Below are 18,067 nucleotides of genomic sequence, written 5' to 3'. Positions count from 1 at the left end.
CCGGTCGGTCAGCGAGCGGCGCCCGCCGCCTCCTGCCGTCGCACGATCTCGGCGATCCAGGTCGGCGCGAACGGCGACGTGCAGTTCGGCGGCGTCGGGTAGTCCTTCAGCACCCCGAGCCGCTCGCCGATCGCGAGCGCCCGCGCGCGGTGCTCGGGATGCGCGATGCCGATCTGCGCGAGCGTCGTGTTCATCTCCCACTGCAGCCGGTCGGGCGCATCCCGCATCTCCGCCTCGATCGCGTCGAGCAGCCCGTCGAGGTCGAGACCGTCGCGGCGCTTGACGACCCGGTCGCTCGTCAGTGCCCAGCCCGCGCTCGCGACCACCGCATCCGGGTCTTCGAGCCACGCGAGTCGCAGCGGCTCGGCCTCCGGATGCTCCTTCACGACGTAGTTCACGAGCCAGTCGTGCACCTTGCGGGCGCGCGCCTCGCGCAGCATGCGGTCGAGCTCGTCGCGCGAGAACGACTTCGGGCGGCAGATGAGCAGCGCGAGCAGCCGTGCGGCGGTGTCGTCCGTGGCCCACAGCTCGAGCGCGAGCTCGTGCTGCGTCTTCAGCCGCTTGGCGATCGCCCGCAGCTTCGACAGGTTGACGCCGTGGTCGTCGCCGTGGCGCTCGTTGACCTCGCGCATGCGCGGGTCGTCGAGGGCGGCGAGCTCGGCGAGCAGCTCGGGGACGGTGTCGGTCATCGGGGCTCCTCCGCGGACAGCCTAGGACGGATGCGCGGATGCCTCGCGGGCGGTTCCGACTCGAAGGACGACCAACGGCGGCCTCAGCGGTTGCGCTCCGACTGGTGGTCGGCGCCGGCGCCACCGACCTCTTCGGGCAGCTCGTCGATCGGCACGAGCACGATGTCCTGGATCTTCCAGTCGAGGTCGATGCAGCCGTCGCGCGCGTCGAGCAGCTGCTGCATCGTCGGGTGCATGCCGTGCCGGGGCACGACGAACGACTCGACGTGGAACACGTGCCCCTGGTCGCGCACGCGCGAGCCGGCCTCCGCGACCCACGGGAGCCCGCGCAGGTAGTCGTCGATCTCGGCGGCATCGGGATGCGGCTTCCCGTCGTCGAAGGTCGTCGCGCGGGTGTCCATCAGGTCGGTGATCGCCGCCTTCATGTTCTTCACGCCGTCCCAGAGGATGCTCACCGAGATGAAGAGGGCGGCCGCCGAGTCGGCCCACCAGAGCCCGAGCCCGATGCCCGCGACGCCGACGATCGAGCCGGCCGCGGTCATCCAGTCGGCCTTGTTCATGTCGGCGTCGGCATAGAGCACCTTGTCGTGCAGCTCCTCGGCGAGCTGCATCTTCACCTTGCCGAACCAGATCGGCAGCGGGATGGTGAGCGCCATCACGCCCATCATGAGCCAGCCGAGCCAGAGCTGCTGCCCGAAGATCACGACCGTGCCGATCGGCGGGTGCTCCGCCATGAGCAGTCCCGAGACCGAGTCGTAGATGAGGAAGCCGCCCATCGCGAAGAGCGCGACGCCGGCGACGAGGTGCGCGACCCCGACCGAGCGGTGGAAGCCGTAGGGGTACTTCCTCGTCGGCGTCTTGTTGACGAGCCGCACGGCGAGCAGGAAGGCGAACGGCGGCGCGAGCGAGAGGAGGTCCTCGATCCAGGCGGCCTTCATCGCCTGCGAGCCGCCCATCACGAGGCCGACGGCGGTGATGGCGACGGCGAGGAAGCCGATCGTCGCCCACTCGATGCGGATGGCGCGCTGGAGCGCCCGCTGCTGCCGCTCGGGCAGCTCGGTGCGCCCGAAGCGATCGGTGCGAGCCTTCATGCGCCCGTCTCCTCGTGCAGGAACGTCTCGAGCTCGACGAGGAACGCGTTCTCGCCCATCGGCACGATCATGACGTGCTGCTCGGTGCTGCCGTCGGCGGTCTGCGCCTCGACGTAGGGCCGCGTGGTCGCGCCGTGCTCGGCCCACGGGGTGTCGTGCAGGAATCCGCCGATCACGAGGTCGAGCTCGCCCTGCTCGAGCGCGTCGAGCAGCTCGGCCTCGCTCCCCATCGTCCAGGCGATGTCAGCGTCGAGCCGCTCGGCGAACTCCTCGACGAGCGCGGGCTCCGAGCCGGTGGGCTCGTCGACGCCGTCGAGCTCGACGTAGGGCCGATGCTCGGTGGCGCCGACGCGCAGCACATCGCCGCGCACCCGCTCGAGCGTGCCCTCCGGATCGTTCGGGAACTGCATGCCGCACCCCGTCAGCGCGACCGCCGCGACCGCCGCGCTCGCGAGCGCCACCCGGATCCTCACCATGATCCGGACAGTAGCCCCGCAGCCGTAAAGCGTGCTGGGGCCGAGGCGCGCCTACCGCTGCCGACGCCGCAGCGCCCGCACTCCGGCCGCCGCGCCGAGCCCGACGAGCACCCACGGCCCGGCGACGAGGATCGGGTCGATCCACTGGTGGTTGACGTCGGCGCGCTTCCGCCCGACGCGCGCCGTGAGCCCGTGCCGCAGCTCGCTCACGACGCCGGTCTCGGTGATGGGGTTGTCGGGGCGCAGGGTCGCGAGCGAGCGCAGGTGCGCGCCCCACGCATCCACTCGGTCGCCCGCGATGAGGAGCAGCCAGTGGGCTGCGCGGCCCTCGCTGAAGCGGTCGTAGGCGAAGCGCCGTATCGCGCCCGAGACCCCGTGCAGCGGCGCGGAGGTGCCGAACACCGGGGGGAGCATGCCGTGCTCGATCGAGCGCTCGCGCGGCTGGTCGCCCTCGGGCTGCCGGTCGGGGAAGTCCCAGTGCGCGCCGGTGCCGTTCGGATCGAAGCGCTCGCGCGGCACCGAGGGCCGGTCGGCGGGATCGAGGTCGACGCCCCAGCCGGGGATGCGGGCGCGCAGCTCCTCGCGCGTCGCCGGCTCGGGCTTGTTCGCGGTGTAGGGCATGGTCGCTCCTGCTCTCGCTCAGCGCTCGCCGACGACGACGAGCGGCTTGATGCAGTCGTCGAGCTTCGACGAGAAGATGTGGTAGCCCTCGGCGATGTGCTCGAGGGGGATGCGGTGGGTCACGATGTCGCTCGGCTTCAGGTGGCCGGCCTGGATGTGCTCGAACAGCCGCGGCCACTGCCGCTTCATCGGCGCCTGGTTCATGCGCAGCGTGAGCCCCTTGTTCATCGCGTCGCCGAACTTCACGGCGCTGAAGATCGGGCCGTAGGCGCCCATGACCGAGACCGTCGCGCCCTTCCGCACGGAGTCGATCGCCCAGTTGAGCGCGACGGGCGAGCCGCCCTGCAGCTTGAGCTTCGCCGAGCTGACGTGCTGGAGGAAGCTGCCGTCGGCCTCCGCCCCGACCGCATCGATCGCGACGTCGGCGCCGAACCAGTCTGTGATCTGCTTGAGGTGCACGACGATGTCGTCGTACTCGGTGAAGTTGTAGGTCTCGGCGTGCGCGAAGGTGCGGGCCTTCTCGAGCCGGTAGTCGAGGTGGTCGATGACGATGACGCGGCCGGCGCCCATGAACCACGACGACTTCGCGGCGTAGAGGCCGACGGGGCCCGCGCCGAACACCACGACGGTGTCGCCCGCGGTGATGTCGCCCAGCTGGGCTCCGAAGTAGCCGGTGGAGAGCGCATCCGTCAGCATCACGGCGTCCTCGTCGTCGAGCCAGTCCGGGATGATCGTCGGGCCGACGTCGGCGAAGGGCACGCGCACGAACTCCGCCTGGCCGCCGTCGTACCCGCCCGTCGTGTGCGAGTAGCCGTAGAGCGCGCCGACCGCTGTCGCGTTCGGGTTGACGTTGTGGCAGTTCGAGTAGAGCCCGCGGGTGCAGTAGAAGCACGAGCCGCAGTAGATGTTGGCCGGCACCATCACGCGGTCGCCGACCTTGAGGCTCTGCACGGAGGGTCCGACCTCGTCGACGACGCCGATGAACTCGTGCCCGAACGTGGTGCCGACCCGGGTGTCGGGCATCATGCCGTGGTAGAGGTGCAGGTCGGAGCCGCAGATCGCGCCGAGCTGCACGCGCACGATCGCGTCGTTCGGATGCTCGATCCTGGGCTTCGGCTTCTCCTCGACCCGCACCTTGTAGGGCCCCCGGTACACCATCGCGCGCATGGATCCGCCTCCCCGTCAGGTGAGCCAGCATGCTCGCGGCGGCTGGGAATCCGCCCACCGCGGAACGCGATGAGGGGCAGCATCGAGCCAGGCGGTGCGCGCACGCATCCGGCGCCGACGCACCACTCGACCTCCCTGCGAGTGGGCTATACCATTCCGGCACAACGTCATCCCAACGACGGGAGCAGCCATGGGCGTCTTCGAAGACATCGTCACCCTGATCACCGACAACTTCTTGAGCCAGGTCGCGCTGCTCATCGGGCTCATCGCGTTCGTGGGGCTCGCCCTGCAGCGCAAGCCGGTCGAGCAGGTCGTCGCCGGCACCCTCCGCGCGACGATCGGCGTCGTCATCCTCAACATCGGGGTCGAGATCTTCGTCGGCGGCCTGGTGGCCTTCCAGGCGATCGTCTCAAGCGCGATGGGCCTCGAGCCGCCCGCAGCCGCCTCGACGCTCACGGACTTCAACGCGGGCGCGGGCTCGGTCGTTCCACTCATCATCGCGGGCGGGTTCCTCGTGCACCTCGCGCTCGTGCGGATCTTCAAGGCTGCGCGCTACGTCTACCTCACCGGTCACCTCATGTACTGGATGAGCGTCGTCATCGCCGCGACCCTGGTCGAGGCGTTCGGCGAGGTCGACCGGTGGCTGCTCGCGGGCGTCGGGTCCGTGCTGATCGGCTGCTACTGGGTGCTGCAGCCGCTGTGGACGGCACCGCTCATGCGCCGAGTGATGCGCGACGGCGGCGAGGTCGGCCTCGCTCACACGACCTCGACGCTCGCGGTCGCGACCGGCTACGGCGCGAAGTGGCTCCGACTGGGTGACCCAGAGCGGCACGACAGCGAGGCCCTCAAGCTGCCGAAGGCGCTCTCGTTCTTCAAGGACGTCAACGTCTCGACCGCGTTCATCATCGGCGTCATCATGCTCATCTCGATCGCTTTCGCCGACGGTGGGGTCGTCGAGGAGCAGATGGCGGGAGCCACCGTCATGCCGTGGGTGTGGGGACTGCTGCAAGCGCTGCGGTTCGCCGCCGGCATCGCGATCCTGCTGTTCGGCGTGCGCATGTTCCTCGCCGAGATCGTCCCGGCCTTCCGCGGGCTGAGCGAGCGAGCACTGCCCGGCACGCACCCCGCGCTCGACATCCCCGTCACCTTCACGAAGGCTCCGACGGCGGTGATGCTCGGCTTCCTCGCCTCGACGATCGTCTTCCTCATCCTCATGGGCGTCTTCGCGGCAGCGGGCTGGTTCGTGCTCGTACCGCCGATGATCATGCTCTTCTTCGGCGGCGGCGCCGGCGGTGTCTTCGGCAACGCGGTCGCAGGCTGGCGAGGCGCCGTCTTCGGCGGTGTGCTGAACGGGATCCTGCTCGCCTTCGGCCAGTGGTTCTCGTGGGGCCTCTACGGCGACACCGCGCCCGAGCTCGCGACGCTCGCCGACCCGGACTGGTTCGCCGTCGGCTGGCTGCTCATGGGCGTCTCGACGCTGCTCGCGCCGCTGGGAGCCTGGTCGGCGTGGCTCGTCGCGGGCGCCGTGCTCGTCGTCACGATCCTCGTCCTCGTGATACTCGGCCGCCGGCCCGCGCCGCCGATCGATGCCGAGCGAGAGACGGCGGATGCGTCGGGCGAGCCGGTGCTCGCGGGTCGCGCCGGCACCGCAGAGGCCGAGGGCGCCAGCAGTCCGCAGACGACGCCGAGTGCGACCGCGACGTCGGCAGCGGCGGGAGCAGACCGCCCGTCGCCGCTGCGCGTGCTCGCGGTGTGCGGCGCCGGAATGGGTTCGAGCCTCATCCTGCGACGCACAGCGGAGCAGGCGCTCGACCGACTCGGTGTCGAGGCGCAGCTCGACCACACCGACGTGGGATCGGCACGCGGCACGCAGGCCGATGTCGTGATCGGCCAGCCGGCTTACCTCGACGAGCTGGCGGGCGGCGACGCGCTCGCCGTCCCGATCGAGAGCTTCGTCGACGTGAAGCAGGCCGAGCAGCGATTGCGCACGGCGCTCGAGCGGCAGGGGTGGCTGTGAGCGGGCTCGCACTCGGGGCCTTCGTCGATCGGGTGCTCGAGGAGAACGCGCCCGCGCTCGATGGGGCCGCGGATGCGGTGGTGGCGACGCTGCAGGCGGACGGGCTCGTGCGCACGGCCGGGGCGGGGCACTCGCTCGCGGCGGTGATGGAGTCGTTCTACCGCGCCGGCGGGCTCGCCCAGGTGCGCCCGCTCTGGCATCCGTCGCTCCTGCCGCTCGCGAACGCCGCCGAGTCGACGCGCGCCGAGCGCCAGCCGGGGCTCGGCGCGTCGGTCGCCGCGAGCGCGGGCATCGAGTCGCGGGATGCGCTGGTGATCTTCTCGAACTCGGGCATCAACCACTACCCGGTCGAGGTCGCCCAGGCAGCCCGTGAGCTCGGCGCGACGGTGATCGCGGTCACCTCGGTGCGCGCGAGCAGCGCGAGCGAGCCGCGCGCTGGACACCGGCTGCTCGATCTCGCCGACGTCGTCCTCGACACCCTGGTGCCGCCGGGCGACGTCTCCGCTCCGGTCGCTCAGCCCGTGACGGTGCCGCTCTCGAGCCTCGCCACCAACGCCCTGTGGTCCGCGCTGCTCGAGCGGATCGTCGCGCTCGAGCAGGACGTGGCGCTGTGGCGGAGCGCGAACGTCTCAGGGAACGACAGCGCGAACGCGGCCCTCATCGAGCGGCTGGGGCCTCGGATCCCGGAGCTCGGGTCGGCCTGATGGCAGCGGAGAGCTCGAAGCGGCCGGCGGGGTAGAGGGAGACGGTGTGCTCGAGCACGGTGCCGGAAGCGGTCGAGGTGCGCAAGAACTCGAACGCTGCCGATCCGGCCGCGGCGTCGAGGAGGCGGCCGTCGGCGGCACTGACCAGCCCAGCCTGGATCACCTGCGTACCTGCGTCGAACCGCACTCCGTAGCGGTGCTCGAGCACCTCGTAGAGCGACGCGAGCGTGAAGTCCGCGACGTCGAGCAGGTCCGGGGCGGCGGAGGCGAGCAGCGACGCACGCTCGAGCGCCATCGGACGGTCGTCGGCGAGCCGGACGCGCACGAGCCGCACGAGCGGCTCGACGGCGTCGACGCCGAAGACGCCCGCGAGCTCAGCCGCTGGCACGATGCGCGCCTCGATGACGCGCGCGCTCGGCGTCATCCCCCGTTGCCGCACGTCCTCGCTGAAGCTGCTGAGCGTGAGCGGCAGGCTCAGCGTGGGCCGAGCGACGAAGGAGCCGCGGCCCACCTCCCGCGTGATCCGGCCCTCGGCCACGAGCACCTCGATGGCGCGCCGTGCTGTCATCCGCGAGACACCGCTCTCGAGCGCGAGATCGCGCTCGCTCGGGACCGGCGTGCCGACCGGCTGCTGCTCGATCCGCAGCCGCATCTGCGCCGCCAGCTCGAGGTACTTCGGGGCAGCGCTCGCCATGCTCCGAGTCTGCCATCCGACTCGCCTACCCTCGCCTCATGGAGATCGTGATCGCACGCGATGCGGCGGCCGTGGGTGAGCTCGCTGCCGACGCGATCGTCGCTGCGCTCGGGCGCCGGAGCGAGCCTGTGCTCGGCGTCGCGACCGGGTCGAGCCCGCTGACGACCTATCGCGCGCTCGCGCTGCGGCCCATCGAGTGGCGCACCGTCGCGGCATTCGCGCTCGATGAGTACGTCGGCCTGCCCGAGGAGCACCCGCAGTCCTACCACCGCGTCATCGACGTGGAGGTGACGCAGCGCCTCGGTCTCGACCCCGGCCGCGTGCACGTGCCAAACGGCAACGCCGGCGACCTGTCCGGCGAGTGCGAGCGATTCGAGCGGGCCATCCGAGACGCCGGCGGCGTCGATGTGCAGATCCTCGGCATCGGCAGCAACGGCCACATCGGGTTCAACGAGCCCGCTTCGTCGTTCGGCTCGCGCACGCGCATCAAGACGCTGACGCCGCGGACGCGGCGCGACAACGCACGGTTCTTCTCCTCTCCGGAAGAGGTGCCCGTCCACTGCATCACGCAGGGCCTCGGCACCATCATGGACGCGCGCCGCGTCGTCCTCGTCGCGACCGGCGATCGCAAGGCGGCCGCGGTCGCGGCGATGGTCGAAGGACCGGTGTCGGCGCGCGTGCCGGCCTCGATCCTGCAGCACCATCGGCACGCGACGATCGTGGTCGACGAAGCAGCGGCGGAGCAGCTCGCGGGTGCCGAGTACTACCGGTTCATCCAGGAGCAGAAGCACCGGCTGTCGCCCGCGGACGACGTCTAGCCCCGCGGGCGGGCGGCGCTCGAGCTTCGCTCGCGAGCGGCGCGGTCGGCGTCGTCCATGACCGCGAGCACCCGCACGCTCGCGCCGTCCGGGAAGTAGCCGCGCCGGCGTCGCTCGAGCCCGTGGATGTACCACCACGGCGGCACGAAGGCCGCCTTCGAGCGGTTGTGCCCGCGGCACAGCGCCTGCCCGTTGCTGACGACCGTCGGGCCGCCCCGCGACCACGGCATGATGTGGTCCGCGTCCGTCGCGGGCGACGCGCATCGTCCCCAGGCGAAGAAGAGCGGTGCTTCGCAGCGCCCGCCGGCGCGATCCATGACCGCGGCCCGCGCGGCGAACTTGAAGCCGCGCCACGGGTCGCGCTTCGAGGACCGCGGGCCGCGGCCGACCGCCGGGAGCTGCAGCACCAGCATCCCGATCGCCAGCAGTGCGATCCACCAGAGCTGCGGCACCACCGCAGCCCAGAGATTCGTCATGACCGCGTCCATCGCACCGCTCGTCGGCATGGCCGCTCCTCTCCGAGCGCGCCGTCGCCGCTTCAGTCAGCTCCTCGCCGCGCCGCTGGGGTCGGCCGACGAGACGATCATGCCGCTCCGCGCCGGGATCGGCCGACAGCGCCGCGCCGGAGCCTCGTCGCGGCGGGCTCGAGCGCTACTCCCCGCCGAGCTGCCCCGACATCCGGTCGCGCATCGAGATCGATGCCGCGTTGAGACCCTGCAGCTCCACGGTCTTGCCGAGCCGCGCGTACTTCGTCTCGATCGCGTCGAGCGCGGCGACCGTCGACGCGTCCCAGATGTGGGAGCGCGAGAGGTCGACGATGACCCGCTCCGGGTCGTCGACGTAGGAGAACTGCGTCGTGAGGTCGTTCGAGGAGGCCCAGAACAGCTCGCCCTCGACGGTGTAGTGCGCCGACGCATCCGTCGCCGTGCGGGTCACGGTCGCGAAGTGCGCCACCCGGCGGGCGAAGAGCACCATCGCCGTCACGACGCCGACGATGACGCCGATCGCGAGGTTGCTCGTCGCGACGACGACCGCGACGGTCACGAGCATGACGAGCGTCTCCGACTTCGGCAGGCGCCTGAGCGTCGCGGGCCGGATGCTGTGCCAGTCGAAGGTGCCGACCGAAACCATCACCATGACCGCGACGAGCGCCGCCATCGGGATGAGGCCGACGATGTCGCCGAGCGCGACGACGAGGATGAGCAGGAAGACGCCGGCGAGGAAGGTCGAGACGCGCGAGCGGGCGCCCGAGACCTTCACGTTGATCATCGTCTGGCCGATCATCGCGCAGCCGCCCATGCCGCCGAACATGCCGGAGGCGATGTTGGCGACGCCCTGGCCCCACGACTCGCGCGTCTTGTCGGAGCGGGTGTCGGTGACGTCGTCGACGAGCTTCGCCGTCATGAGCGACTCCATGAGGCCGACGAGCGCCATCGCGAGCGCGGTCGGGCCGATGATGCCGAGCGTCTCGAGCGAGAGCGGCACCCGCGGGATGAAGAGCTCCGGCAGGCTGCGCGGCAGCTCGCCCTGGTCGGCGACGTTCGGGACCGACCAGCCGAAGACGAGCACGGCCGCGGTGAGCAGCACGATCGCGACGAGCGGCGCCGGCACGACGCGCTGCAGCTTCGGCAGCAGCACGAGGATGAGGATGCCGACCGCGACGAGTGGGTAGACGAGCCACGGCACGTCGATGAGGTGCGGGATCTGCGCGATGAAGATGAGGATCGCGAGCGAGTTGACGAAGCCGACCATGACGCTGCGCGGGATGAAGCGCATGAGCTTCGCGACGCCGAGCACGCCGAGCACGATCTGCAGCGCGCCGGCGAGCAGCACCGTGGCGATGAAGTAGTCGAAGCCGTGCTCGCGCATGATCGGCGCGATGACGAGCGCGACGGCGCCGGTCGCGGCCGAGATCATCGCGGGCCGACCGCCGACGAAGGCGATCGTGACGGCCATGATGAAGCTCGAGAAGAGGCCGACGCGCGGATCGACGCCCGCGATGATCGAGAACGAGATCGCCTCGGGGATGAGCGCGAGCGCCACGACGAGGCCGGCGAGGGCCTCGCGCGTGAAGAGCCTGGGGCTCTTCAGCACGGTGGCGACGGATGGGTCGTCGCGGTAGCGCTCGCGGGCGGCGGGGGCGGTGGTGGTCACGGGTGCTCCATGGGACAGCGCGGGCGTGCCGCGGCGGAAGTGGGGCGCTTCGGCGCGCGGCGCCCCGGGGCCCGATGGGCGAGGATGGGAGCGCGAGGTCGAGGACTCGACCCGATGACCCTACCCTAACGTGAGGGTAGAGTTGAAGAGGGATATCAGATGACGGTCGACGGCACGATGCACATCGGTGAGCTCGCGGAGCGCACCGGGCTCTCGCTGCGCTCGCTGCGCCACTGGGACGAGCTCGGGCTCGTGCACGCGTCGGGCCGCACCGAGGGCGGCTTCCGGCTCTACTCCGAGGCCGACGAGCAGCGGGTGCGGCTCATCATGAGCATGAAGCCCTTCGGCTTCACGCTCGAGGAGCTCGCCGAGCTCGCCGACGCGATCGAGGCGGCGCCAGCCGATCCGCTCAGCGCACTGCCCGACGAGCGCGCGACGTGGTTCCGCGACGAGATGCAGCGCCGCCGCGACAAGCTCGCGCGCCAGCTGGAGGACGCCGACGAGCTGCTCGAGCGCATCCGGCCCTCGTAGGAGCGCTCACTCCCCTGCGCGGTCGCGCGTGAAGTGCTTCCGGATGCGGTCGGCCTGCTCGGGCGTGAGGTGCCACTCGGTGCCGATCTCGTGACCCTCGAACGGGCCGCCGCCGTCGGTCGGATTACGCAGGAAGCCGCGGATCTGCCTGCCCTTGCGGTCCATCCCGAGCTCGCGCGACAGCTCGACCGGGGTGATCGTCGACTCGTCCATGCGAGCGAGGCTATCGGCAGGGGCGCCGAGCCGGACGAGCCGCCCGGCGCCGTGCGGCGCGGGCGGCTCGTCGAGCACTCGGATGCGTCGGCTACGCGTGCGCGAGCGACCGGTCGTCGGCGCCGGCGGCCGGCAGGTCGGGGAACGCCTCCGCGACGCCGGCGTGCACGATCCGGCCCGCGCGCGTGTTCACGCCCGCGGCGAGCATCCGGTCGCCGCCGATCGCCGCCTCGGCACCCTGCTGCGCGATGCGACGGATGTACGGCAGCGTCGCGTTCGTGAGCGCGCGCGTCGCGGTCTGCGGCACCGCGCCCGGCATGTTGGCGACGCAGTAGTGGCGGATGCCGTCGACCTCGAAGGTCGGGTCGGCGTACGTCGTCGCGCGCGACGTCTCGAACGCGCCGCCCTGGTCGATCGCGACGTCGATGAGCAGCGCCGTGGGCTTCAGCAGCGCGAGCTGCGCGCGCGAGACGACCTTGGGCGCCGCGCGGCCCGGCACGAGCACCGCGCCGATCACGACATCGGCCTGCGCGAGCTCGGCCTCGAGCGTCGCGACGTCCGACATCAGCACGCGGGCGCGCCCGTGCAGCAGCGCGTCGAGCTGGCGGATGCGCGTGGGCGACATCTCGAGCACGGTCACCTCGGCCTGCATGCCGAGGGCGAGCTGCGCGGCCTGCGTGCCGACGGCGCCGCCGCCGATGATGAGCACGCGCGCCGGCGCGACGCCCGGGGCGCCGCCGAGCAGCACGCCCGGACCGCCCGCCGGCCGCATGAGGTGCGCGGCGGCGGCGTGCGCGGCGAGGCTGCCGGCGATCTCGCTCATCGGCGCGAGCAGCGGCAGGCTGCCGCCGTCGGTGACCGTCTCGTACGCGATGCCGAGCGTGCCCGACTCGAGCAGCGCCTCGGTGAGCGGCCGGTCGGCCGCGAGGTGCAGGTAGGTGAAGAGCGCGAGGTCGTCGCGCAGGAAGCCGTACTCCTCCGCGATCGGCTCCTTCACCTTGACGAGCAGCTCCGCTCGCGTCCACGCCTCCTCGCGCGACACGAGCTCCGCTCCCCCGGCGAGGTACTGCTCGTCGGGGAACCCCGCGAGCTCGCCCGCGCCGCGCTCGACGAGCACCTCGTGGCCCGAGCGCACGAGGTCCTCCGCGCCCGCGGGCGTGAGCCCGACCCGGGCCTCGCCGGGCTTGATCTCCTTGACGACTGCGATCCGCATCCGCCTGTCCTTCCTCATCTCAGCTGCTCGCGCGTCGCGCGATGTTGTAGAAGCGCACCGACTGGTACTCCTCGAGGCCCTCGGCGCTGCCCTCGCGGCCGAGGCCCGACTGCTTGACGCCACCGAAGGGCGCGGCCGCGTTCGACGGCACGCCCTGGTTGATGCCGACGATGCCGCTCTCGAGCCGGTCGGCGACGTCGAGCGCGCGGTCGAGGCTCTCGGTGAAGACGTACGCCGCGAGCCCGAGCTCGGTGTCGTTCGCCCGCTCGAGCGCCTCTGCCTCGCTCGAGAAGCGCTGGATCGCCGCGATCGGGCCGAAGATCTCCTCGCGGGCGAGGTCGGCGTCGGCCGGCACCCGGTCGAGCACCGTCGGCGCGAAGAAGCGGCCGTCGCCGAGCGCCTCGCCGCCCGCGAGCAGCGTCGCCCCGCGCTCGACCGCGTCGCTCGTGAAGGCGCCCATCTGCTCGACGGCGCGGGTGTCGATGAGCGGGCCGAGCACGGTGCCCGCGCCGAGCCCGCCGCCGACCTTCACCTGGCGGAACCGCTCGGCGAGCCCCTCGACGAACGCGTCGGCGATGCCCTCCTGCACGAAGAAGCGGTTCGCGCCGATGCACGACTGGCCGCCGTTGCGCAGCTTCGCCGCGAACGCGCCGTCGATCGCGCGCTCGAGGTCGGCGTCGTCGAAGACGAGGAACGGCGCGTTGCCGCCGAGCTCCATCGACGAGCGCAGCACGGTGTCGGAGGCGAGCCGCATGAGCGTGCGGCCCACCTCGGTCGAGCCGGTGAACGAGACCTTCCGCACGCGCGGATGGCGCAGCACCGCCTCGCTGAAGCGCGACGAGCTCGAGGTCGTGACGACCTGCACGAGGTCGGCGGGCACGCCCGCCTGCACCGCGAGCTGCACGGCGAAGATCGTCGAGAGCGGCGTCGAGGTCGCGGGCTTCACGACCGCGGCGCAGCCGGCGGCGAGCGCGGGCGCGATCTTGCGGGTCGCCATCGCGAGCGGGAAGTTCCACGGCGTGATGAGCACCGAGAGCCCGACGGGCGCGCGGCGCGTGAGGATGCTCGCGCCGCCGTCGGGCGCGTCGCGGAACCCGCCCGCGGGCCGCACCGCCTCCTCGGCGTACCAGCGCACGAAGTCGCTCCCGTACTTCACCTCGCCGCGCGCCTCGGCGAGCGGCTTGCCCATCTCGCGCGAGATGAGGTGCGCGAGCTCCTCGGTGCGTTCGACGAGCAGCGCGTGCCACGCGTGCAGCACGTTCGCGCGCTCTCGCGGGGTCGTGCGCGCCCAGGCGCGACCCGCCGCATCCGCCGTCTCGACCGCGCGCAGGGCGCCGTCGACGTCGATGTCGGCGATGTGCGCGATGCGCTCGCCGGTCGCGGGGTCGTCGACCCCGATGCCCGCGGCGGGCAGGTCGAGGCCGGCGATCACGGCGTCGGCGGCGGCGACGGCGGATGCGTCGTGCGCGATGAGCGCGTCGGTCGCGATGGCGGTCATCGGCCGGCCTCCTCGACGATGGCCTGCTCGATGGCGGCGACGTAGTCGACGACCTCGCGGTCGCTCACGATGAACGGCGGGCTCAGCTGCAGCGTGTTGCCGCGCAGCGGCCGCGTGATGACGCCGAGGTCGACGGCGCGGTCGGCGACGCGCTCGTTCACGAGCCGCTCGTCGAGCGAGATGCCGCCGAGGAAGCCCGCGACGCGCACGTCGACGACCGCCTCCTGGCGCTCGCGGAGCGCGTCGAGCTCGCGGCGCAGCACCTCCTCGAGCTCGCGCACGCGCGGCACGAGCCCGTCGCGCTCGAGGATGTCGAGGTTCGCGAGCGCGACGGCGGCCGCAGTCGCGTGGCCCGCGTAGGTGGCGCCGTGCCGGAAGACGGGCGTCTCGGGCGCGTCGACGTAGAACGGCTCCCACAGCCGCGGCGCGACGAGCACGCCGCCGAGGGGCGCGTAGCCCGAGGTGACGCCCTTCGCGAAGGTCACGAGGTCGGGCTCGATGCCGTAGCGCTGGGCGGCGAACATCTCGCCCGTGCGGCCGAAGCCGGTGATGACCTCGTCGAGCACGAGCAGGATGTCGTGGTCGCGCGCGAGGCGCTGCAGGCCCTCGAGGTAGCCGGGCGCCGGCGGGTTGACGCCGCCCGTGCCCTGCACCGGCTCGGCGACGATCGCCGCGATGCGGTCGGCGCCGATGCGCTCGATCGTCTCCTCGACCTGCGCGAGGTCGTCGAACGAGACGCGCGCGGTCTCGGGCACGAGCGACTCGGTGCCGTAGCCCTCGCGGTTGAAGGGCAGGCCAGCGATGCTCGTGCCGTAGGCGTGGAGCCCGTGGTAGGCGTGCTCGCGGCTCAGGATGACCTGCTTCGTCGGGCGGCCCTGCTGCTGCCAGTGGCGGCGGGCGAGCTTGCACGCGACGTCGATCGCGTCGGAGCCGCCGGAGTTGAGGATGACCTTCGCGCGCTCGATCGGTGAGAGGGCGGCGAGCCGCTCGCCGAGCTCGAGCGCCTTGTCGTTCGAGTAGCGGGCGAAGACGTGGTACGTCTCGAGCCGCTGCATCTGCTCGAACGCGGCGCGCGCGAGCTCGGGGTGGGCGTGGCCGACGTTCGCGTGCCAGAGGCCCGCGGTGCCGTCGAAGAGCCGCTGCCCGTCGGTGGTGAAGACGTAGGAGCCCTCAGCGCGGTCGATCACGAGCTGGCGGCCCACGACCGACGGCATGTGCGCCTGCGCCGACCACAGCGCGGGCGCGTCGAGCACCCGGGCGGCGTCGGTGGCGGCGTGGGCATCGGTGAGCGTCATCGCATCTCCTTCTTCGCAGACGTGGGTCGCGCGCCTCGAGCGGGCGCGCAGCTCCACGCTAGGCGGCAGCACCCGTCAGGGACAGCGACCCTTTCCGACGATCGATCGTCAGCTCTGCTGACGATCCGCGAGCGCCGCGGCGATCGCGTCGCGAACGACGCCGAACCACGGATGCGCGCCGGCGCCCGGGCGGACGAGGAACAGGATGTCGCGCTCCTCGTTGGCGGGCAGCAGCGGGCTCGGCTCGAGCGCGGAGCCGGCCTCCCGCACGACGAGGTCGGGCAGGAACGCCGCCGCGAGCCCCGCCTCGACGAGCCGCAGGTGGAAGAGCAGGTCCGAGGACTCGTGCGCCACGAGCGGCTCGAGCCCGAGCTCGCGGCAGACGCGCATCGCCCACTCGGTCGACGGGGCCTCCCGGCGCTCCATGACCCACGGCATCCCCCGCATCTCCTGGAACGACGCGTCGGCGAACCGCTCGGGCAGGTAGCCGCGCACGGGGTCGCGGCCGATGACCGAGGCCTCGATCGCGCCCGTCGGGCTCAGCTGCGTGCCGGGGAAGGTGTCGGTGACGACGGCGTCGACCTGCCGCGAGACGAGGCGCAGCACCGCCTCCTCGGGGTCGGCGCGCCGCAGCCGCACGTCGAGCCCGGGGTGCTCCTCCGCGAGCCGTTGGAGCGCGGTGGGCATCACGATCCGGCCGATCGAGGTGTAGACCGCGACGGTGATGACGCCGCGCGGCTGCTCGCGCGCGGCGGCGAGCTCGGCCTCGGCGTGCTCGAGCGCGGCGAGCACCGCCTCGGTGTTCTGCACGAGCTCGTGGCCGACGGGCGTCAGCCGCGCGGTGCGGCCGACTCGCTCGAGCAGCACGGCGCCGGTCTCGCGCTCGAGCAGGGAGAGCTGCTGCGAGATCGCGGAGTGGCTGTAGGAGAGCTCGCGCGCGGCGGCCGTGATGCTGCCGTGCAGGGCCACGGCCCGCAGCATGAGCAGTCGCGTGAGGTCGAGCACGCTCGAAGCCTATGCGGGACGAGGGCCGGATCGTCCCGGTGCAAGGCTGACGCGATGATGCCCCGGGTGGTTCAGGTGGAGTCTTCGATCCTGCTCGCCCAGTACCCCGGCTCGCGCCGCTCGTGCGCGTATGCAAGCACTCGAACTCGCTGGTCGGCGACGACGTAGACCACGCCCATGCGGAACGGCCTGATGGTGCGTCGCCGAATCGTCGCGTTCGTCTCCGCGGTCGAGAGGGCGGGCCAAGCGTCGGGGTGAGCGAGCACGTCTTCCACCGCACGCTCGGCGGCGTCGATCAGCATGGAGGCGACGTCGATCGGCAGGCGATCCGCAGCCGCGAGCAGCTCGGCGCGCGCGGCAGGATGCTCGCTCCAGTCGGACAGCGTCACATGTCCGCTTGCGCACGACGCGAAGCGATCCGCGCGCGGGCGAGCCGCATCGTCTCGCGACCGTCGACGAGCTCGACTCGAGAGTCTTCGATTTCCGCGATGCGAAGACGGAGCTCCCCGTGCCAAGCGTCATCGATGCGCGTGCTGTCCTCAGCGCTCTCTTCGAGGTCAGCCATGACCTCGTCGGCGAGCTTGACACGGTCAGCGGGTGATAAGCCACGCGCCGCTCGGATCAGCTCCGCCAAGGTCATGCCTCGAGTGTAGGCCGCGGCCCAGCGCTCAGCGCGGGCGGATCCGGCACGTGTGGATAGCGCCGCGTCCGCCGTCCGGCTGGCGCCTCGCATCCTCGTGTCGATCACGCTGACGGCTCGCCGACGACGCCGGCGACGATCGGTGGAGCGGGACGCTGCCCGAGCCTGTGCTCGCCGCCCCGCGCGACGGGCTTCGAGCCTTCATGCACGTGCCTCATCGCTGACGAAGCGCAGGACCTCGCAGGCGACTCGACCCTCGAGGTGCTCGACAGGCTGCTCGTCGGCGGCCTCGCTGGCGCTCGCGTCGTGCTCGCCGGCGGCTTCTCCCGCGAGGTCGAGCACCCTCGAAGCCAACGCGGGGCGGTCGTTGGCGCGCTCCCGCGGCTCAGGGCGAGGCGAAGTAGGCCTCGGCGAAGGGGCGCTCGAGCAGGCCGACGCTGCTCGACGGGCCCTCGAGCCCCTCGAAGTGCGCGCGCATCGCGGCCTCGGCGGCGTCGGGGTCGCCGAGGCGGAGCGCCTCGAGGATCGCGCGGTGCGCCTCGAGGTTCCAGTCGGCGGTCGTGCCGCGCCGCACCGACGCAGTGCCGGTGAGCAGCGCGATCTTGTTCATCGGGTTGAGCATGAGCGCGAGCGCCGGCTGGTGCGTCGCGTGCAGGATGCCCGCGTGGAAGGCGGCGTGCTCGCGGTGCGCGGCGCGCTCGTCGCCGGCCTCGATCGCGTCGATGAGCGCGCGCTCGCGCAGGGCGAGCGCATCCCAGTCCTCGGTCGTCCCCGAGACCGCCGCGAGCCGCACGAGCATGGTCTCGATCGCGATGCGGGCGTCCATGACGTCGGCGACCGTCACGGGCGAGCGCGAGAGCAGCGCGACCATCGCGTCGGCGAGCGCGCCGTCGCTCGGCTCGGTGACCATCGTGCCGCGGCCCTGCCGCACGGTCAGCAGCCCGCGGGCGACGAGCGCGCGGACGGCGTCGCGCAGCACCGTGCGGCTGACGCCGAGCGCGGCGCTCAGCTCGGGCTCCGTCGGCAGGAGGGTGCCGGGCGGCAGCTCGCCGCTGAGGATCTGCGCCTCGAGCACGGCGCGGACGCGGTCGCTCTTGAGGTCGCCGACGGCGTCCGAGGCCTCCGACCACGTCGCTCGCACCGCTTCGCTCACCGTCATGGCTTGCCTCCCGACCATCGGATCGATCGTAGTGACGAGCGCCGCCGCTGCGCCGTGGATCGGCGGCGCAGCGGCGGCGACG

Annotated in this window: 21 protein-coding genes; 4 read left to right on the top strand and 17 right to left on the bottom strand. The window is 72.2% G+C overall.

Annotated features, from left to right (window positions below):
- Positions 1-8: 8 nt before the first annotated feature.
- The 5 genes from L332_RS21365 to L332_RS21345 all read right to left on the bottom strand — a co-directional run bounded on the left by L332_RS21365 (position 9) and on the right by L332_RS21345 (position 4,044).
- Positions 9-689 carry a DNA alkylation repair protein gene (locus L332_RS21365; RefSeq protein WP_021010318.1) on the bottom strand — a complete coding sequence of 227 codons (681 nt, stop codon included), beginning with the start codon at positions 687-689 and terminating at the stop codon, positions 9-11.
- 83 nt (positions 690-772) lie between these two features.
- Positions 773-1,780 carry a cation diffusion facilitator family transporter gene (locus L332_RS21360; RefSeq protein WP_021010317.1) on the bottom strand — a complete coding sequence of 336 codons (1,008 nt, stop codon included), beginning with the start codon at positions 1,778-1,780 and terminating at the stop codon, positions 773-775.
- The gene (locus L332_RS21355) at positions 1,777-2,256 is read right to left on the bottom strand and encodes a transporter substrate-binding domain-containing protein (protein WP_031223554.1); all 480 of its coding nucleotides are present in this window, start codon (positions 2,254-2,256) and stop codon (positions 1,777-1,779) included. Before L332_RS21355 ends, L332_RS21360 begins: the two co-directional genes overlap by 4 nt.
- Positions 2,257-2,307: 51 nt before the next feature.
- Positions 2,308-2,877 (bottom strand): hypothetical protein, encoded by a 570-nt coding sequence (locus L332_RS21350; protein WP_021010315.1) that lies wholly within the window; start codon positions 2,875-2,877, stop codon positions 2,308-2,310.
- An 18-nt stretch (positions 2,878-2,895) separates the two neighbouring features.
- A complete protein-coding gene (locus tag L332_RS21345; RefSeq protein WP_021010314.1) occupies positions 2,896-4,044 on the bottom strand; it encodes a zinc-dependent alcohol dehydrogenase in 1,149 nt (382 codons plus the stop codon).
- 190 nt (positions 4,045-4,234) lie between these two features.
- Between L332_RS21345 and L332_RS0115105 the strand changes: the two genes are divergently transcribed.
- Complete coding sequence (locus L332_RS0115105) at positions 4,235-6,061, top strand: PTS transporter subunit IIC (protein ID WP_021010313.1); 1,827 nt, start codon at positions 4,235-4,237, stop codon at positions 6,059-6,061.
- Positions 6,058-6,765: a sugar isomerase domain-containing protein gene (locus L332_RS21340; protein ID WP_021010312.1), complete on the top strand. Its 708-nt coding sequence runs from the start codon at positions 6,058-6,060 to the stop codon at positions 6,763-6,765. The genes L332_RS0115105 and L332_RS21340 overlap by 4 nt, the downstream gene beginning before the upstream one ends.
- Here L332_RS21340 and L332_RS21335 read toward each other — a convergent pair.
- On the bottom strand, positions 6,719-7,459 hold the full coding sequence (locus tag L332_RS21335; protein WP_021010311.1) for a GntR family transcriptional regulator: 741 nt from the start codon (positions 7,457-7,459) through the stop codon (positions 6,719-6,721). The genes L332_RS21340 and L332_RS21335 overlap by 47 nt on opposite strands.
- Positions 7,460-7,497: 38 nt before the next feature.
- On the opposite strand from L332_RS21335, the gene nagB reads away from it, so the two are divergent.
- Positions 7,498-8,277, top strand: coding sequence for a glucosamine-6-phosphate deaminase (gene nagB, locus L332_RS21330; RefSeq protein ID WP_021064975.1), 780 nt, complete (start codon positions 7,498-7,500; stop codon positions 8,275-8,277).
- On the opposite strand, the gene L332_RS29375 is transcribed toward nagB, so the two are convergent.
- Together L332_RS29375 and L332_RS21320 are read right to left on the bottom strand one after the other, a co-directional pair.
- Positions 8,274-8,783: an HNH endonuclease gene (locus L332_RS29375; RefSeq protein ID WP_021010310.1), complete on the bottom strand. Its 510-nt coding sequence runs from the start codon at positions 8,781-8,783 to the stop codon at positions 8,274-8,276. The genes nagB and L332_RS29375 overlap by 4 nt on opposite strands.
- A gap of 145 nt (positions 8,784-8,928) precedes the next feature.
- Positions 8,929-10,431, bottom strand: a complete 1,503-nt coding sequence (locus L332_RS21320) for a SulP family inorganic anion transporter (protein WP_021010309.1) — start codon at positions 10,429-10,431, stop codon at positions 8,929-8,931.
- 159 nt (positions 10,432-10,590) lie between these two features.
- Here L332_RS21320 and L332_RS21315 point away from each other — a divergent pair, with 159 nt between their 5' ends.
- On the top strand, positions 10,591-10,962 hold the full coding sequence (locus L332_RS21315) for a MerR family transcriptional regulator (RefSeq protein ID WP_021010308.1): 372 nt from the start codon (positions 10,591-10,593) through the stop codon (positions 10,960-10,962).
- A gap of 6 nt (positions 10,963-10,968) precedes the next feature.
- Here L332_RS21315 and L332_RS21310 read toward each other — a convergent pair whose 3' ends face one another.
- The 9 genes from L332_RS21310 to L332_RS21275 all read right to left on the bottom strand — a co-directional run bounded on the left by L332_RS21310 (position 10,969) and on the right by L332_RS21275 (position 17,985).
- Positions 10,969-11,175, bottom strand: coding sequence for a hypothetical protein (locus L332_RS21310; protein ID WP_144061037.1), 207 nt, complete (start codon positions 11,173-11,175; stop codon positions 10,969-10,971).
- A 91-nt stretch (positions 11,176-11,266) separates the two neighbouring features.
- Complete coding sequence (ald, locus tag L332_RS21305) at positions 11,267-12,388, bottom strand: alanine dehydrogenase (RefSeq protein ID WP_021010306.1); 1,122 nt, start codon at positions 12,386-12,388, stop codon at positions 11,267-11,269.
- 19 nt (positions 12,389-12,407) lie between these two features.
- Complete coding sequence (locus L332_RS21300; protein WP_021010305.1) at positions 12,408-13,886, bottom strand: NAD-dependent succinate-semialdehyde dehydrogenase; 1,479 nt, start codon at positions 13,884-13,886, stop codon at positions 12,408-12,410.
- A complete protein-coding gene (locus L332_RS21295; protein WP_021010304.1) occupies positions 13,883-15,181 on the bottom strand; it encodes an aminotransferase family protein in 1,299 nt (432 codons plus the stop codon). The genes L332_RS21300 and L332_RS21295 overlap by 4 nt, the downstream gene beginning before the upstream one ends.
- Before the next feature lie 108 nt (positions 15,182-15,289).
- The gene (locus L332_RS21290) at positions 15,290-16,186 is read right to left on the bottom strand and encodes a LysR family transcriptional regulator (protein WP_021010303.1); all 897 of its coding nucleotides are present in this window, start codon (positions 16,184-16,186) and stop codon (positions 15,290-15,292) included.
- A gap of 71 nt (positions 16,187-16,257) precedes the next feature.
- Entirely contained in the window at positions 16,258-16,575 is a 318-nt protein-coding gene (locus tag L332_RS21285; RefSeq protein ID WP_021010302.1) for a hypothetical protein, read from the bottom strand.
- Complete coding sequence (locus L332_RS21280; protein ID WP_021010301.1) at positions 16,572-16,826, bottom strand: addiction module protein; 255 nt, start codon at positions 16,824-16,826, stop codon at positions 16,572-16,574. The genes L332_RS21285 and L332_RS21280 overlap by 4 nt, the downstream gene beginning before the upstream one ends.
- A 201-nt stretch (positions 16,827-17,027) precedes the next feature.
- Positions 17,028-17,168, bottom strand: a complete 141-nt coding sequence (locus L332_RS30320) for a hypothetical protein (protein WP_021010300.1) — start codon at positions 17,166-17,168, stop codon at positions 17,028-17,030.
- 43 nt (positions 17,169-17,211) lie between these two features.
- Positions 17,212-17,985 carry a FadR/GntR family transcriptional regulator gene (locus L332_RS21275; protein WP_021010299.1) on the bottom strand — a complete coding sequence of 258 codons (774 nt, stop codon included), beginning with the start codon at positions 17,983-17,985 and terminating at the stop codon, positions 17,212-17,214.
- Positions 17,986-18,067 lie beyond the last annotated feature (82 nt).

The organism is Agrococcus pavilionensis RW1 (genome assembly GCF_000400485.1).
GTDB lineage: Bacteria > Actinomycetota > Actinomycetes > Actinomycetales > Microbacteriaceae > Agrococcus > Agrococcus pavilionensis.
The sequence above is the reverse complement of the archived record's forward strand: the minus strand, read 5'-3'. Positions and strand labels throughout refer to the sequence as shown.

Coding starts and splice junctions, on each gene's coding strand:
- L332_RS21300 (WP_021010305.1), bottom strand. CDS start 13,886: ATGACCGCCATCGCGACCGACGCGCTCATCGCGCACGACGCATCCGCC.
- L332_RS21350 (WP_021010315.1), bottom strand. CDS start 2,877: ATGCCCTACACCGCGAACAAGCCCGAGCCGGCGACGCGCGAGGAGCTG.
- L332_RS21280 (WP_021010301.1), bottom strand. CDS start 16,826: ATGACCTTGGCGGAGCTGATCCGAGCGGCGCGTGGCTTATCACCCGCT.
- L332_RS21355 (WP_031223554.1), bottom strand. CDS start 2,256: ATGGTGAGGATCCGGGTGGCGCTCGCGAGCGCGGCGGTCGCGGCGGTC.
- L332_RS21310 (WP_144061037.1), bottom strand. CDS start 11,175: ATGGACGAGTCGACGATCACCCCGGTCGAGCTGTCGCGCGAGCTCGGG.
- L332_RS21335 (WP_021010311.1), bottom strand. CDS start 7,459: ATGGCGAGCGCTGCCCCGAAGTACCTCGAGCTGGCGGCGCAGATGCGG.
- L332_RS21275 (WP_021010299.1), bottom strand. CDS start 17,985: ATGACGGTGAGCGAAGCGGTGCGAGCGACGTGGTCGGAGGCCTCGGAC.
- L332_RS21345 (WP_021010314.1), bottom strand. CDS start 4,044: ATGCGCGCGATGGTGTACCGGGGGCCCTACAAGGTGCGGGTCGAGGAG.
- L332_RS0115105 (WP_021010313.1), top strand. CDS start 4,235: ATGGGCGTCTTCGAAGACATCGTCACCCTGATCACCGACAACTTCTTG.
- L332_RS29375 (WP_021010310.1), bottom strand. CDS start 8,783: ATGCCGACGAGCGGTGCGATGGACGCGGTCATGACGAATCTCTGGGCT.
- L332_RS21295 (WP_021010304.1), bottom strand. CDS start 15,181: ATGACGCTCACCGATGCCCACGCCGCCACCGACGCCGCCCGGGTGCTC.
- L332_RS21360 (WP_021010317.1), bottom strand. CDS start 1,780: ATGAAGGCTCGCACCGATCGCTTCGGGCGCACCGAGCTGCCCGAGCGG.
- ald (WP_021010306.1), bottom strand. CDS start 12,388: ATGCGGATCGCAGTCGTCAAGGAGATCAAGCCCGGCGAGGCCCGGGTC.
- L332_RS21365 (WP_021010318.1), bottom strand. CDS start 689: ATGACCGACACCGTCCCCGAGCTGCTCGCCGAGCTCGCCGCCCTCGAC.
- L332_RS21315 (WP_021010308.1), top strand. CDS start 10,591: ATGACGGTCGACGGCACGATGCACATCGGTGAGCTCGCGGAGCGCACC.
- nagB (WP_021064975.1), top strand. CDS start 7,498: ATGGAGATCGTGATCGCACGCGATGCGGCGGCCGTGGGTGAGCTCGCT.